Raw genomic sequence first — 14,094 nt, 5'->3', positions numbered from 1 at the left:
TCGCTCCTACAAAAGGGCGCATCTTCATGTGCTCCAGATTCTTGGTGCGACTGCTTCACGCCCAAACAGCGCCGGACGTAAAAGCCGCCATAAATCAATCAACCACCCCCGCGCCAGCAGCGCTTCACTGGTCAAACAGCGCGCCACCAGTAAGCCAGGCAATTGGGTCAAATCCCCGCGCACCGCGTGGGGCAGTGAGCGGCATTGCTCAAGCAGTTCAGGGTCGATCTCGCCGGTCACCAGCAACGTGGCAAACACCGGTTGCCCATCCAGCCCGATAGGCGAATCCAGCAATCCATCGGCGCCCACAATGCGCTGGCGCTCATGCCAGAGCAACTGGCCGTCGCGGCGAATGTCCAGGTGCGATTGAAAGTGGCCAAGGTCGAACCGTTCGCCACTGGCCGGGCGGCCCAGAGCGACCACATCCCAGTAGAACAACCGCGCATCGCCCGACAGCTCCACTCGCGTGGTCAGTTCGGCCTGGGCGGCGCTGAATACGATGGTTTCCTGGGGCAGCCATTCCAGCGTCGCGCCGGCCTCGACGGTCAACTTGACGTGTTGAAACGCCGGGCCGCTGGCGCGGTACCACTTGGCGGCGCCGGGGCTGGTCAGTTGTGCCCAGGCACCCGTGCCCACATGGGCGCTGATGTCCAGGCGATCGCCACCGGCAATCCCGCCGGGCGGATGCACGATGATGTGCTGGCATACCTCGGGGCCTTCGGCGTACAGGTGTTTTTGCACCCGCAGCGGGCCAAGGTGGCGGCGCAGCACCGGGCGCGTGGTGTCATTGACACGCGCGTAGCCGAGTTCCAGCTCGGCGTGCCAGCTGGGCGTGAACAGGGCAGGGGTAACGGGCAGGTTCATGGCGTGTGCTTATCGTTAGGAGGCTACAGATTAGATGGTTACCAGCCCACGCACACCCTCGCGTTCCATATTTTCACCACGGCCCTGCTGCACGATTTCGCCACGGGACATCACCAGGTACTGGTCAGCCAGTTCAGCGGCAAAGTCATAGAACTGCTCCACCAACAGGATCGCCATATCGCCGCGCTCCGCGAGCTTCTTGATCACAGCGCCGATTTCCTTGATCACCGACGGCTGGATGCCTTCGGTGGGCTCATCGAGAATCAACAGGCGCGGGCGGCTCGCCAGGGCACGGCCAATCGCCAACTGCTGCTGCTGCCCGCCGGACAAGTCGCCGCCACGTCGATGCTTCATTTGCAGCAACACCGGGAACAGTTCGTAGATGAAGGCTGGCACCTCTTTGGCTTCGGAACCGGGGAAACGTGACAGTCCCATCAGCAGGTTTTCTTCTACGGTCAGCCGCCCGAATATCTCCCGGCCCTGGGGCACGTAGGCGATGCCGGCATGTACGCGCTGGTGCGGCTTGAAGCCGGTGATGGCCCTGCCTTCCCAGTTCACTGCGCCCTCCTTGGCCGGCAGCAGGCCCATCAGGCACTTGAGCAGGGTGGTCTTGCCCACGCCGTTACGCCCGAGCAGGCAGGTGACTTCGCCGATCTTCACGTCAAAAGACAGCCCACGCAGGATGTGGCTACCGCCGTAGTACTGGTGCAGCTTGTCGATTTGCAGCATGTTCGATTCTCCTCAATGATCGTTCCCACGCTCTGCGTGGGAATGCATCCCGTGACGCTCTGCGTCACCGTTGCTCAGCGGGACGCGGAGCGTCCAGCGTGGCATTCCCACGCGGAGCGTGGGAACGATCAGCCGTTCGTGTCAGCGTTAGCGGCCGAGGTAAACCTCGATCACCCGCTCGTTTTCCTGCACCTGTTCCAGCGACCCTTCGGCCAGCACGCTGCCCTGGTGCAACACCGTCACGTGGTCGGCAATCGAGCCGACAAACCCCATGTCATGTTCCACCACCATCAACGAGTGCTTGCCGGCCAGGCGCTTGAACAGCTCGGCGGTGAATTCGGTTTCGGCATCGGTCATGCCTGCTACCGGTTCATCCAGCAGCAACAGTTGCGGGTCTTGCATCAGCAACATGCCGATTTCCAGAAACTGCTTCTGGCCGTGGGACAGCAAACCGGCGGGGCGATGCACCGAGGCGGTTAGACGGATGGTGTCGAGCACTTCCTCGATGCGGTCCTTCTGTTCCCCGTTCAGGCGCGCCCGCAGGCTGGCCCACACCGACTTGTCGGTCTTCTGCGCCAGCTCCAGGTTTTCGAACACGCTCAAGGCTTCGAACACCGTAGGCTTCTGGAACTTGCGCCCGATGCCGGCCTGGGCGATCTGCACTTCGCTCATGCGGGTCAGGTCCAGGGTTTCGCCAAACCAGGCCTTGCCGTGGCTGGGCCGGGTCTTGCCGGTGATCACGTCCATCAGCGTGGTCTTGCCCGCGCCGTTGGGCCCGATAATGCAGCGCAACTCGCCCACGCCGATGTACAGGTTCAGGTCGTTGAGGGCCTTGAAACCGTCGAAGCTGACGCTGATATCTTCCAGGGTCAGAATGGTGCCGTGCCGGGTGTTGAGCCCTTTGCCCGCGACCTGGCCGATGCCAATCGCATCGCGGCCGCTGCCTGCGTCGAAAATTGGTTCAAGCATGACGTTCCTCATTTCTTCAGCAGGCCGATAACGCCCTTGGGCAGGTACAGGGTGACGATGATGAACAGCGCGCCCAGGAAGAACAGCCAGTACTCGGGAAAGGCCACGGTAAACCAGCTCTTCATGCCATTGACCACACCAGCGCCGAGCAACGGCCCGATCAACGTGCCACGCCCGCCCAGCGCTACCCACACAGCGGCTTCGATGGAGTTGGTCGGTGACATTTCGCTGGGGTTGATGATGCCCACCTGCGGCACATACAGCGCACCGGCAAGGCCGCACAACACTGCGCTCAACACCCACACGAACAGTTTGAAACCGCGTGGGTCGTAGCCGCAGAACATCAGGCGGTTCTCGGCATCCCGCAGGGCGGTGAGCACTCGGCCGAACTTGCTTTTCGCCAGGCGCCAGCCGATGTAGAGGCTGGCCACCAGCAACAGCACCGTGGCGAAAAACAACACCGCCCGGGTGCCCGGTTCAGTGATGCCAAAACCTAAGATGCTGCGGAAGTTGGTAAAGCCGTTGTTGCCGCCGAACCCGGTCTCGTTGCGAAAGAACAACAGCATCCCCGCGAACGTCAGGGCCTGAGTCATGATCGAGAAATACACGCCCTTGATCCGCGAGCGGAAGGCGAAGAAACCGAACACCAAGGCCAGCACACCGGGGGCCAGTACCACCAGGCACAACGCCCACAGGAAGTGGTCGGTGCCGGCCCAGTACCAGGGCAATTCGGTCCAGGACAAAAAGGTCATGAACGCCGGCAACTCGCTGCCTGCCGCCTGGCGCATCAAGTACATGCCCATGGCGTAGCCGCCCAGGGCGAAGAACAAACCGTGGCCCAGGGACAACATCCCGGCGTAACCCCACACCAGGTCCAGCGCCAGGGCGACGATGGCGTAACAGAGAATCTTGCCCACCAGGGTCAAGGTGTAGGCCGACACATGCAGCGGGTTGTCCGCAGACAATAACGAACACAGGGGCAACGCCAGCAGCAGGAGCAGGATGACTGCACCGACTGCAATCGTGACTTTGGGGCCGGCTTTTTGCGTGGCCGTAAGCATTAATGGCTGGTTCATCAGTCGATCACCCGTCCTTTCAGTGCGAAGAGTCCTTGCGGGCGTTTCTGGATAAACAGAATGATCAGCGCGAGGATCAGGATCTTGCCGAGCACGGCGCCGATCTGGGGTTCGAGGATTTTGTTGGCGATCCCTAAGCCAAAGGCGGCCATGACACTGCCGGCCAACTGGCCGACGCCGCCGAGCACCACCACCAGGAACGAGTCGATGATGTAGCTCTGGCCCAGGTCCGGGCCGACGTTTCCGATCTGGCTCAGCGCCACGCCGCCCAAACCTGCGATACCGGAGCCGAGGCCAAAGGCGAGCATGTCCACGCGCCCGGTGGGCACGCCGCAGCAGGCGGCCATGTTGCGGTTCTGGGTGACGGCGCGCACGTTCAGACCCAGGCGCGTCTTGTTCAGCAGCAGCCAGGTGAGCACCACCACGAACAGCGCGAAGGCAATGATCACGATGCGGTTGTACGGCAGCACCAGGTTGGGCAGTACCTGGATGCCGCCAGACAGCCAGGCCGGGTTAGACACTTCGACGTTCTGCGCGCCGAATACCAGACGCACCAGCTGGATCAGCATCAGGCTGATGCCCCAGGTGGCGAGCAGAGTTTCCAGGGGGCGGCCATACAGGTGGCGAATCACCGTACGTTCCAGCGCCATGCCGATGGCCGCAGTGACAAAAAACGCCACCGGCAACGCGATCAACGGGTAGAACTCGATGGCCTGGGGCACATAGCGCTGCATCATCAATTGCACCACATAGGTGGAGTAGGCGCCGAGCATCAGCATCTCGCCGTGGGCCATGTTGATCACGCCGAGCAGGCCGAAGGTGATCGCCAGGCCCAGGGCCGCCAGCAGCAGGATCGAGCCCAGGGACATGCCGCTGAACGCCTGGCCGAGGATCTCACCCATCATCAGTTTGCGTTTGACCTGGGCCAGGCTGGTCTCAGCGGCGGTGTGTACGGCGGCGTCGGCTTCCACGCCTGGCGCCAGCAGCGCCTCTAGGCGCGTGCGGGCCAGCGGGTCGCCGGTGCTGCCGAGCAAGCGCACGGCCGCCAGGCGCACCACCGGGTCGGGGTCGACCAGTTGCAGGTTGGCCAGGGCCAGGCTGAGGGCGCTGTGCACCTGCTCATCCGTCTCGGCGGCGACCTGCTGGTCGAGGAATTTAAGTTGTGCAGGCACCGCGCTTTTTTGCAGGGTGCGCGCTGCGTCCAGGCGCACCTTGGGGTCGGCGGCGAGCAGTTGCTGGCTGGCTTGCACGTTATTGATCAAACCGCGCAGGCGGTTGTTCAGGCGCACGGTCTTGGTTTCACCGTTGAGCGTGAGTTGGCCTTGCTCAAGGGCATCCACCAACTCGATACGCGTTGGGTCGGGGTGGGCGGCCCAGTCCTGCAGGAGTTTGGCTTGCTGCACCGGGTTGGCGGCAAGGAAGTCTTCGGCGTCGCTGGCGTGTGCGCCAAAGGGCAGCACCAGCAGCACGGCGAGGATGAGGCGGTGGAGGGCAGTGGGCATATAAAAATGTCCTGGTCATGCGGGGACAGTGTGGGAGCAGGCTGTGTGTAAGAGCTGGCTTGCCTGCGATGGCATCGCTGCGGTGTGTCAGGCACACCGAGTTGTTTGCATCGCAGGCAAGCCAGCTCCCACAGTGACCATGTCCCACATTCGAGCCGTGGGGGCGTTAGTTGCTCTTCACGGCATAGTCCGGTTTTTTGTCATTGCCCGGAATGTAAGGGCTCCACGGCTGTGCACGAATCGGCGCTTCGGTCTGCCACACCACCGAGAACTGCCCGTCGGCCTGGATCTCACCGATCATCACCGGCTTGTGCAGGTGGTGGTTGGTCTTGTCCATGGTCAGGGTGAAGCCCGACGGCGCGGCGAAGGTCTGGCCGCCCAGGGCTTCACGCACTTTGTCGACGTCAGTGGACTTGGCTTTTTCCGCCGCCTGCGCCCACATATGGATGCCCACATAGGTGGCTTCCATCGGGTCGTTGGTCACGGCTTTGTCGGCGCCCGGCAGGTTGTGTTTCTTGGCGTAGGCTTTCCAGTCGGCCACGAACTTCTGGTTCACCGGGTTCTCCACCGACTGGAAGTAGTTCCAGGCCGCGAGGTTGCCCACCAGCGGCTTGGTGTCGATGCCGCGCAGTTCTTCTTCACCCACCGAGAACGCCACCACCGGTACCTCGGTGGCTTTCAAGCCCTGGTTGGCCAGTTCTTTGTAGAAGGGCACGTTGGAGTCGCCGTTCACGGTGGAGACCACCGCGGTCTTGCCACCGGCGGAGAACTTCTTGATGTTGGCGACGATGGTCTGGTAATCGGCGTGGCCGAACGGGGTGTAGACCTCCTCGATGTCTTTATCCGCCACGCCTTTGGAATGCAGGTACGAGCGCAGGATCTTGTTGGTGGTGCGCGGGTACACGTAGTCGGTGCCGAGCAGGAAGAAACGCTTGGCGCTGCCGCCTTCTTCGCTCATCAGGTATTCCACCGCCGGGATCGCCTGCTGGTTCGGGGCCGCACCGGTATAGAACACGTTGGGCGACATCTCTTCGCCTTCGTACTGCACCGGATAGAACAGCAAGCCGTTGAGTTCTTCGAACACCGGCAGTACGGATTTACGCGACACCGAGGTCCAGCAGCCGAACACCACGGCCACCTTGTCCTGGGTCAACAGTTGCCGACCTTTCTCGGCGAACAGCGGCCAGTTGGACGCCGGGTCCACCACCACCGGTTCGAGCATCTTGCCGTTCACCCCGCCCTTGGCGTTGATCTCGTCGATGGTCATCAGCGCCATGTCTTTGAGCGAGGTTTCGGAGATCGCCATGGTCCCGGACAGCGAGTGCAGGATGCCGACCTTGATGGTCTCGGCGGCCTGGACGGTCCAGGTCAAACCCATGGCGGCAATGGATGCCGACAAAGTGAAAGCCTTGATCAAGCTGCGACGCTTCATGGTGCGATCTCCGTGTACCGATAATTGTTGTGGGGCAGATACACAGGGCTTTGCAAAGGCTGTGCCTGCTACACCAGACACGGTTTACCGGCGGGTTCGGGAGGTAAAGCCGCTCCGTGGCGCACCAGGTTGGCGCCACGGAGGCCGTTGAGTGCACGGCAGGCTTCAAAAGAGGGCGTTGCGCGACAATGCTTCAGGCGGTTGCGCTGATGCGTGACAGCAACAAGCGATCCAGCGCCCACACCAGGACCAACGAAGCCCCTACCAACGGGAAAATGATCGCCAGCCCGAGCATGATCGCCATCGCGGTTTTCCACTTGGGCAGGTCATGGCGCAGCGGCGGCACACCTAGCCCGCCTTGTGGCCGGCGCTTCCACCAGATCACCACGCCGCTGACCGCGCTGAGCAGAATCATCAGGCAGATCACCAGCACGATCAGTTGGTTGACCCAGCCGAACATCTTGCCCTCGTGCAGCATCACGCCGGTTTCGGTGGCGCGTGCGACCAGGTTGTAATGATCCCAACGTACATCGGCCAGGACCTTGCCGGTGTACTGGTCCACGTGCAGGGTGGCGTCGTTGCGCGGGTCGTCGGCGAACACCGCGACGGTGAATACACCAGTGGCGGTGGTGGGGAAGGTAATGCTGTAGCCGGGCTCGACCTTGCGTGCGTTGGCCAGGTCGACCACCTGTTGCAGACGCACCGTGGGTGCGGCCGGGCCTGCGTGCATTGCGCCGTGATTCATATGCTCGGCGTGGTCGCCGGACATTGGCATCGGCGTGTTTTCCAGGGCCCAGGGCACGGTCTGCTGGGTGGCGGTGTTGAGCACACGGGCCTGCTGGTCGGACTGCGGCACGCTGTTCCACATCGCGGCTGGGAAGGTGTTCCACAGGTCGGCGTATTGCTTGCCCCAGAACCCGGTCCAGGTCATGCCGCTGAGCAGCATCACCAGCAGGAACGCCGCGCCCCAGAAGCCGGCGACAGCGTGCAGGTCACGCCAGAACACCCGACCACGGGTATTGAAGCGAGGCCACAGAATGCCTGCAGATGACTTGCCCCGCGGCCACCACAGGTACAGGCCGGACACCACCAGCATCACGCCCCAGCCGGCGGCGAGTTCGATCAGGCGATCGCCGACGGTGCCGATCATCAGTTCGCCGTGCAGGGCGCGGACGATGGCTTGCAGGTTGTTGTTTGCGTCCTGCTCACCGAGGACGGTGCCGCGGTAGGGGTCGATGAACACCGTCACTTCGTGGGCATCGTTGCGCATCACGAACTGCGCGCTGCGAGTGGCGTCGGCAGGGGGCAGGTATTTGCTGATCGCGGCGTGGGGGTAGGCGGCCTGGGCGCGCTGCAGTTGCTCGTCGGCGCTCAGCGCGTGTTCGGCGGCGGGCACGGTGAGCAGGTGGCCGTACATCAGCGGGTCGAGCTGGGGTTTGAACAGGTAGATGATGCCGGTGAGGGCCAGCAGCACCATGAAGGGGGCGACGAAGAGGCCGGCGTAAAAGTGCCAGCGCCAGGCCAGGTTATAGAAGGAAATTTTTTGTGTGGTCATCGGGTGCTCCGCATAAGGCTTTTAATTTTTCTTGGTCTGTTACGCCGTCATCGCAGGCAAGCCAGCTCCCACATGGGGCTGTATTGCACCTGTGGGAGCTGGCTTGCCTGCGATGCTTTTAGAAGCTCATGTCCACCTTGGTCCAGAGCGTACGCCCCGGCTCCTTGATGGCCTGCGGGTCGTTGGTTGGGTAACCGAAGCCTGCGTTACCGGCCAGATTCAGATGCTCGGCATAAGCCTTGCCGAACAGGTTGTCGACCCCGGTACTGACCTTGAAGTGCTTGTTGATGCGGTATGCCGCGTTCAGCGAGAACACGCCGAAGCCGCCGCTCTTGTCGTAGTCCTTGCCGACCACGTTGCCTTTGTTCGGGTCGATACGGTGCTGCGCTGCAACCACCCTCCACAACGCACCAGCGCTCCAATCGTCTTCGCTGTAGGTCAGGCCCAGGCGCGTGTCCAGCGGTGGCATTTGTGGCAGGACCTTGCCGTCGCTGCTGTTCTTGCCCCAGGCATAGGCGAGGCTGGCGTCGGCTTTCCAGTGTTGGCTCAGCTTGTACGCTGCGCCCACTTCGCCGCCCATGATACGTGCGTCCACATTGCGCGCCTGGGAGGTGGTGCCCATCATGCCGGGCCTGTAGTCGAACAGGATGAAGTCGCGCACCTGGCCGACATAGCCCGACACCCAGGCTTCCAGGTCGGCGCTCTTGTACTGGGCACCGAAGTCGAGCTGGGTGGTTTTTTCGGGCTTCACGCCGTCGAAAGCATTCACCGAACCGCCCGCGCCGGTGTTGGGGGAAAACAGTTCCCAGTAATCCGGGAAACGTTCCGCGTGGCCCAGGCCGGCATACAGCGTGGCAGGGGTGTCAGCCAGGTCGTGCTCATAGCGCACAAAGCCCGAGGGCAATGTATCGGCGCGGGTGTCGCCGGCAGTCGGGTTCGGGCGCGACATCATTCCCGAGCCGGTGCGTTGGCGGAAGTCCCTGGCCGAGGCGCGGTCCAAGCGCGCGCCGGTGATCAGGCGATCGTTGTCGGCGGCGTACCAGGTCAATTCACCGAACACGCCATAGTTGTGGAAGTTGGCGTCCTTGTTGCGCGGCAAATCCTTATACGTGTCGATGCCCATGCTGCTGCGCGCACGGTGTTCATTGGTCTGTGCATCCAGGCCGCTGATCAATTGCACATCCGCCCAGCGCCAGGTGGCCTTGATGCGTGCGCCAAGGGTGCGGCGGTCGACGTTGGACGCCATGGGGCCCGCCATCATGCCGGTGCCCGAAGGGACACGCAGGCTGTAGTTGTCCATCACATGGTCGGCGTAGTTGTAGTAGACCTGGGCCTCGACCTTATCCAGCACCTCGCCGATATTGGATTTCTCGAAACGCAGCCCCAGGCTTTCGCGCAGGAACTGCGAGCCGTCCATGCCGCGACCGGCGTAGCGCGCTTCACCATCGCCACGCCCGGCGGTGAGTTCCAGCAGGGTGTCGGCGTCGGGCGTGAAGCCCACAGCCACGTCACCGTTCCACTTGTCATAGCGCGAGGCGACGGTGTCGTTGTTACCGTCCTTGTAATCGTCGGCGTGGGCCTGGTTGCCGATCACGCGCACATAGCCCAATGGGCCGCCGGCAGCAGCATCGATGACCTTGTCGAAACGCCCGTTGGAACCGGCCAATACGCTGGCGTTGACCCGCGTGCCCAGCTCGCCGAATTGCTCCGGCTCACGCTCGAACAGGATGGTGCCCGCCGACGCTCCCGGGCCCCAGAGCACGGTTTGCGGGCCTTTGATCACGGTGAGCTTGTCGTAGGTTTCCGGCGAAATATACGAAGTTGGCGCATCCATGCGCCCCGGGCAGGCGCCGAGCATCATGCCGCCGTTGGTGAGGATATTCAGGCGCGAGCCGAACATGCCGCGCAGCACCGGGTCGCCGTTGGTGCCGCCGTTGCGCACCAGGGCGAAGCCGGGGATGGTCTTGAGGTAGTCGCCGCCATCGCTGGCGGGCACCGGTTGGCGAGGGTCTTTGGGGTTGGTGACCACGGTCAGCGGTGAGCTGGGGGCGATCGCGGTGATGACGGTAGGGCTCAGCTCATGCTCGTCGGCGTAAGCGTGGGCAGCCAATAGTGCGCCGCATAAGGCGGTGAGCAGGGCAGTACTTCCCAAACGGGTGTCAGCAGAAAACCTGGACATGACAAATTCCATCAATCAATCGTAAACAACACGGCCAGCAGCCTGCGGCTGTCTGTCTAAAGTCGGCCGGGGTGAAGTAACGCGGTGAAGGGCTTACGAAACGATGGGCGGCGCGCGGCTGCGGGCGCCGGGGAAGATGCTCTGCCGGGCATGGCCCAGGCGCGTGGCGGGGGTGAGGGCGTTGGCGGGCGGCGGGGTGCCGAGGGTTACGTAGGAGACGCTGCCGGGCAGGGCCGGGCAACTGAACAGCAAGCTGCAATAGCCGCATTTTTCCCAGAGAACATGATGCTCGTCGGGGGCTTTGCTGTGCTGCGCAGGTTCACCATGGCAGTTGGGCATGTCCATGGTCATGGACATGCTGGCGTGATGATCCATCGGCATCGCTTGGGAAATCAGCGGACCGATAAAAATCATCAGCATGGCGAACAGGCTGATCCAACTGCCGCGCATCAGGCGGCGGTGGGGAGACAACCTGGCGCGAGGGGCGCCCATCGGGTTTGGCTTACTGGGTGTGCATATGCTCGTGGCCGGCCATTGGCGGCGCTTTGTGCACCGACACTTGCACCTCGACCTTGCCGGCTTTTTCGAAGGTCAGGGTCAGCGGGAATTGCTTGCCGTCGGCCAGCAGGCTGCGGTCTTTGAGGCCCAGCAGCATGACGTGATAGGCCATCGGCGCGAAGGTCAGTTCACCCTTGGCCGGTACGGCGACGCTGGGCACTTGTTGCATCTTCATCAAATCGCCTTGCATTACGTGCTCATGCAGCTCGGCTTTTTCGGCAACGCTGGTTTCAACGCTGAGCAGGCGATCCGGGGCCGCCCCGGTGTTATGAATTACAAAGTAGGCGGCGACGGTAGGCGCATTCGGTGGCAACTCCTGAGACCAGGGGTCGCTCACCAGCAAATCGCCGGCCTTGTAGTCTTCGGCATTGGCAGCACTGAACACCGGCAGCAGCAACGCAGCCAGAAGCAGGGAAGATTTAAGCATGGCAGTTCTCCAGAACGGTTCTAAACGCAGTTCACTTGCGAAGAAGATCAGACCGTTGGAGAAGCGCGGGGGTTAAGGCTCGGCCATTGCTGGCGCGGGGTTGGATTGCGCAATAAGCGCGGCGGCAAGTTCTGCACCGCCTCGAAGCGCGTCACATACAACTGCGGCACATGCCCCGGCAACGCCACCAACGGCGCAGAACCCGAGCAACACCAGCAATGCTGCATGGCGGAGTGATCGTCCGGCGGTGCGGGAATTTCCAGCTTGCCCAGGGCAATCGCCTTGAGGCTCGCGCCATTGGACGAACAGAACCCGCCCCACATCAGACGCTTGACCGGGTCATCGGTCTGCTGCATTGCACTGGCCAACGGCATGGCAAACGCATTGAACAGCACTGCAAGGCAGGCGATCCAGGCAATTGCAAAGCGTTGACGGGCCATGGCGGATAATCCGTAGGGTTAAACGATCAGGCGGGTATTTAGCCTGATCGGGGGGGATAAGTAAAAAGGGCGGGTGTGGTTTGGTGTCGCAGTGTTGGGTTTGAGGATAGACGAGAACGGCCGCTTGCCAATTTTGCAGAAAGGACGCGGCGCACCAGGCGGGCTGATCGTTCCCACGCTCTGCGTGGGAATGCCGCGTTGGACGCTCTGCGTCCGCTTTTAAAGCCGTGACGCGGAGCGTCACAGGATGCATTCCCACGCGGAGCGTGGGAACGATCAAGTCAGGTATAGGGCTTTTTCCAGCCAATGGTTGCGCAGTTGATTGAGCTAGCGCCTTGGCTGGCTGATCTACTACCGTCATTTGATAACGCAATTCCAAAGTGTGGGAGCGAGCAAGCACGCTCCCACATTGGATAGGTGGTGTTTAGAAAAGAGTGATTGCTTGTAGCAACGCCGGCACTGCTGTGAACTCTCGATCTACGGCAGCCAACACCGGCCGCTTCAACACCAACACCGGCACCCCACGCTCACGCGCCACTTCCAGCTTTGGCTCGGTGGCGGTGCTGCCGCTGTTCTTGCTGATCAGCACATCAATCCGCCGTTCTTCGAATAACGCCCGCTCGTCCTTGATGATGAACGGTCCGCGTGCGCCGATCACCTCACAGCGCTCGTTGCCGGGATACACATCCAGCGCGCGCAAGGTCCAGAACTGCTCGGCGGGGATTTCGTCGAGGTGCTGCAAGGGTTCGCGACCCAAGGTGAACAGAGGGCGCTTGAAGGGTTTGAGCGCTTCGGCCAGTTCGGCCCAGTCGGCGACCTCGCGCCAATCATCCCCCGGCTGCGGCTGCCAGGCTGGGCGTCGCAATGCCCAGCAAGGCACATCGCTCAATTGCGCCGCTTGGGCCGCGTTTTGGCTGATCTGCGCCGCATACGGATGGGTGGCGTCAATGATCAGGCTGATACGTTCGTCACGAATAAACTGCGCTAACCCTTCAGCACCTCCGTAACCCCCGACACGAACCTTGCAGTTCAGGTCGGTTGGTACGCGGCCCACGCCGGCCAGGCTGTAGATATGCTGCGGCCCCAGGGTACGGGCGATGGCCAGCGCTTCCGTGACCCCGCCCAGTAATAGAATCCTTTTCATAGCAGCTTGATCACTTCCAGCAACGTGATCGGCAGCGCCTGGCGCCAGGTATCGAACTCGCCCAGGGGCTGCGCCTGGGCCACGTGGATGCGGGTCAGTTCACCGCCATGCTCGGCGCGCCAGTTCATCAAGGTCATTTCGCTTTGCAGGGTCACGGCATTGGCAACCAGGCGGCCACCGGGGCGCAGGTGTTGCCAGCAAGTGTCGAGCACGCCGTCGCGGGTGACGCCGCCGCCGATAAAGATGGCGTCCGGCGTTTCCAGGCCGCTTAACGCCTCCGGCGCCTTGCCGCGAATCAGTTGCAGGCCGGGCACGCCGAGGGCGTCGCGGTTGTGTTCGATCAGGCTTTGTCGGCCTGCGTCGGCTTCGATCGCGAAGGCGCGACAGCTGGGATGGGTGCGCATCCATTCAATACCGATGGAGCCACTGCCCGCGCCTACGTCCCATAACAGTTCGCCCGGCATGGGCGCGAGGCGGGCGAGGGTCATGGCGCGCACATCGCGTTTGGTCAGTTGGCCATCGTGTTTGAAGGCCGAGTCCGGCAAGCCGGCAAGACGCGACAGACGCGGTGCGTTCGCATCCGCCAGGCAGTCGATGGCGACCAGGTTCAAATCGGCAACCGCCGTGTGCTCCCACGCTTGCGCGTGCCCGTCGATACGCCGTTCAGCCGGGCCGCCCAAGTGTTCAAACACACTGATGCGGCTGGAGCCAAAACCACGTTCGACCAACAACGCGGCAATCAAAGCGGGGCTGCTAGCGTCATTGCTCAACACCAACAAGCGCACGCCACTGGCCAGATGCGCATTAAGTGCCGCCACCGGACGAGCCACCACGGATAACGTCATCACCTCCTGCAACGGCCAGCCCAGGCGCGCCGCCGCCAGGGATACCGACGATGGCGCGGGCAAAATCAACAACTCTTCAGCTGGCACTTGCCGCGCCAGGCTGGCGCCGACGCCATAGAACATCGGATCGCCACTGGCCAGAACGCACACGGGCTCCCCGCGCCGCGACAACACTGGCTCCAGGGAAAACGGGCTCGGCCACACCTGGCGTTCGCCACGAATACACACCGGCAACAGGTCCAACTGGCGTTGGCCGCCTATAATCCGTGTGGCGCGCAACAGGGCATGCCGGGCATTTCTGCCCAGGCCTTTGAAGCCGTCTTCACCGATGCCTACAACCGTCAGCCAGGGCGACATATCAATTCCTTGAACGA

General features: G+C 62.5%; 13 protein-coding genes. All 13 read right to left on the bottom strand.

The annotated features are described in order from the left end of the window. Window positions 1-24 precede the first annotated feature (24 nt). The 13 genes from HU730_RS10355 to cbiE all read right to left on the bottom strand — a co-directional run bounded on the left by HU730_RS10355 (window position 25) and on the right by cbiE (window position 14,077). The gene (locus HU730_RS10355) at window positions 25-864 is read right to left on the bottom strand and encodes an urease accessory protein UreD (RefSeq protein ID WP_186527425.1); all 840 of its coding nucleotides are present in this window, start codon (window positions 862-864) and stop codon (window positions 25-27) included. 30 nt (window positions 865-894) lie between these two features. Continuing rightward, window positions 895-1,593: an urea ABC transporter ATP-binding subunit UrtE gene (urtE, locus tag HU730_RS10350; RefSeq protein WP_186527426.1), complete on the bottom strand. Its 699-nt coding sequence runs from the start codon at window positions 1,591-1,593 to the stop codon at window positions 895-897. 147 nt (window positions 1,594-1,740) lie between these two features. Further along, window positions 1,741-2,574 carry an urea ABC transporter ATP-binding protein UrtD gene (gene urtD, locus HU730_RS10345; protein WP_014716710.1) on the bottom strand — a complete coding sequence of 278 codons (834 nt, stop codon included), beginning with the start codon at window positions 2,572-2,574 and terminating at the stop codon, window positions 1,741-1,743. Beyond that, the gene (urtC, locus tag HU730_RS10340; RefSeq protein WP_034126400.1) at window positions 2,571-3,638 is read right to left on the bottom strand and encodes an urea ABC transporter permease subunit UrtC; all 1,068 of its coding nucleotides are present in this window, start codon (window positions 3,636-3,638) and stop codon (window positions 2,571-2,573) included. Before urtC ends, urtD begins: the two co-directional genes overlap by 4 nt. Then, window positions 3,638-5,140, bottom strand: a complete 1,503-nt coding sequence (urtB, locus tag HU730_RS10335) for an urea ABC transporter permease subunit UrtB (protein WP_060764605.1) — start codon at window positions 5,138-5,140, stop codon at window positions 3,638-3,640. Before urtB ends, urtC begins: the two co-directional genes overlap by 1 nt. Before the next feature lie 166 nt (window positions 5,141-5,306). Next, window positions 5,307-6,572, bottom strand: a complete 1,266-nt coding sequence (gene urtA / locus HU730_RS10330; RefSeq protein ID WP_186527427.1) for an urea ABC transporter substrate-binding protein — start codon at window positions 6,570-6,572, stop codon at window positions 5,307-5,309. Window positions 6,573-6,765: 193 nt separating this feature from the next. Then, on the bottom strand, window positions 6,766-8,127 hold the full coding sequence (locus tag HU730_RS10325; RefSeq protein WP_057977768.1) for a PepSY domain-containing protein: 1,362 nt from the start codon (window positions 8,125-8,127) through the stop codon (window positions 6,766-6,768). Between the two features lie 118 nt (window positions 8,128-8,245). Continuing rightward, a complete protein-coding gene (locus tag HU730_RS10320) occupies window positions 8,246-10,306 on the bottom strand; it encodes a TonB-dependent copper receptor (RefSeq protein WP_186527428.1) in 2,061 nt (686 codons plus the stop codon). Window positions 10,307-10,399: 93 nt separating this feature from the next. After that, complete coding sequence (locus tag HU730_RS10315; RefSeq protein WP_072445925.1) at window positions 10,400-10,798, bottom strand: DUF2946 domain-containing protein; 399 nt, start codon at window positions 10,796-10,798, stop codon at window positions 10,400-10,402. A gap of 10 nt (window positions 10,799-10,808) precedes the next feature. Then, window positions 10,809-11,291 carry a copper chaperone PCu(A)C gene (locus HU730_RS10310; protein ID WP_186527429.1) on the bottom strand — a complete coding sequence of 161 codons (483 nt, stop codon included), beginning with the start codon at window positions 11,289-11,291 and terminating at the stop codon, window positions 10,809-10,811. 47 nt (window positions 11,292-11,338) lie between these two features. Continuing rightward, entirely contained in the window at window positions 11,339-11,731 is a 393-nt protein-coding gene (locus HU730_RS10305) for a DUF2946 domain-containing protein (RefSeq protein ID WP_034126406.1), read from the bottom strand. Between the two features lie 424 nt (window positions 11,732-12,155). Continuing rightward, entirely contained in the window at window positions 12,156-12,875 is a 720-nt protein-coding gene (locus HU730_RS10300) for a cobalt-precorrin-6A reductase (RefSeq protein WP_034126407.1), read from the bottom strand. Continuing rightward, window positions 12,872-14,077 (bottom strand): precorrin-6y C5,15-methyltransferase (decarboxylating) subunit CbiE, encoded by a 1,206-nt coding sequence (cbiE, locus tag HU730_RS10295; protein ID WP_186527430.1) that lies wholly within the window; start codon window positions 14,075-14,077, stop codon window positions 12,872-12,874. Before cbiE ends, HU730_RS10300 begins: the two co-directional genes overlap by 4 nt. Window positions 14,078-14,094: the final 17 nt, after the last annotated feature.

Source organism: Pseudomonas sp. SWRI22 (assembly GCF_014268395.2).
GTDB lineage: Bacteria > Pseudomonadota > Gammaproteobacteria > Pseudomonadales > Pseudomonadaceae > Aquipseudomonas > Aquipseudomonas paracarnis.
The sequence above is the reverse complement of the archived record's forward strand: the minus strand, read 5'-3'. Positions and strand labels throughout refer to the sequence as shown.

Bases quoted from the DNA above. Each gene is read 5' to 3' on its own strand.
- HU730_RS10355 (WP_186527425.1), bottom strand. From the start codon at position 864: ATGAACCTGCCCGTTACCCCTGCCCTGTTCACGCCCAGCTGGCACGCC.
- urtE (WP_186527426.1), bottom strand. From the start codon at position 1,593: ATGCTGCAAATCGACAAGCTGCACCAGTACTACGGCGGTAGCCACATC.
- urtD (WP_014716710.1), bottom strand. From the start codon at position 2,574: ATGAGGAACGTCATGCTTGAACCAATTTTCGACGCAGGCAGCGGCCGC.
- urtC (WP_034126400.1), bottom strand. From the start codon at position 3,638: ATGAACCAGCCATTAATGCTTACGGCCACGCAAAAAGCCGGCCCCAAA.
- urtB (WP_060764605.1), bottom strand. From the start codon at position 5,140: ATGCCCACTGCCCTCCACCGCCTCATCCTCGCCGTGCTGCTGGTGCTG.
- urtA (WP_186527427.1), bottom strand. From the start codon at position 6,572: ATGAAGCGTCGCAGCTTGATCAAGGCTTTCACTTTGTCGGCATCCATT.
- HU730_RS10325 (WP_057977768.1), bottom strand. From the start codon at position 8,127: ATGACCACACAAAAAATTTCCTTCTATAACCTGGCCTGGCGCTGGCAC.
- HU730_RS10320 (WP_186527428.1), bottom strand. From the start codon at position 10,306: ATGTCCAGGTTTTCTGCTGACACCCGTTTGGGAAGTACTGCCCTGCTC.
- HU730_RS10315 (WP_072445925.1), bottom strand. From the start codon at position 10,798: ATGGGCGCCCCTCGCGCCAGGTTGTCTCCCCACCGCCGCCTGATGCGC.
- HU730_RS10310 (WP_186527429.1), bottom strand. From the start codon at position 11,291: ATGCTTAAATCTTCCCTGCTTCTGGCTGCGTTGCTGCTGCCGGTGTTC.
- HU730_RS10305 (WP_034126406.1), bottom strand. From the start codon at position 11,731: ATGGCCCGTCAACGCTTTGCAATTGCCTGGATCGCCTGCCTTGCAGTG.
- HU730_RS10300 (WP_034126407.1), bottom strand. From the start codon at position 12,875: ATGAAAAGGATTCTATTACTGGGCGGGGTCACGGAAGCGCTGGCCATC.
- cbiE (WP_186527430.1), bottom strand. From the start codon at position 14,077: ATGTCGCCCTGGCTGACGGTTGTAGGCATCGGTGAAGACGGCTTCAAA.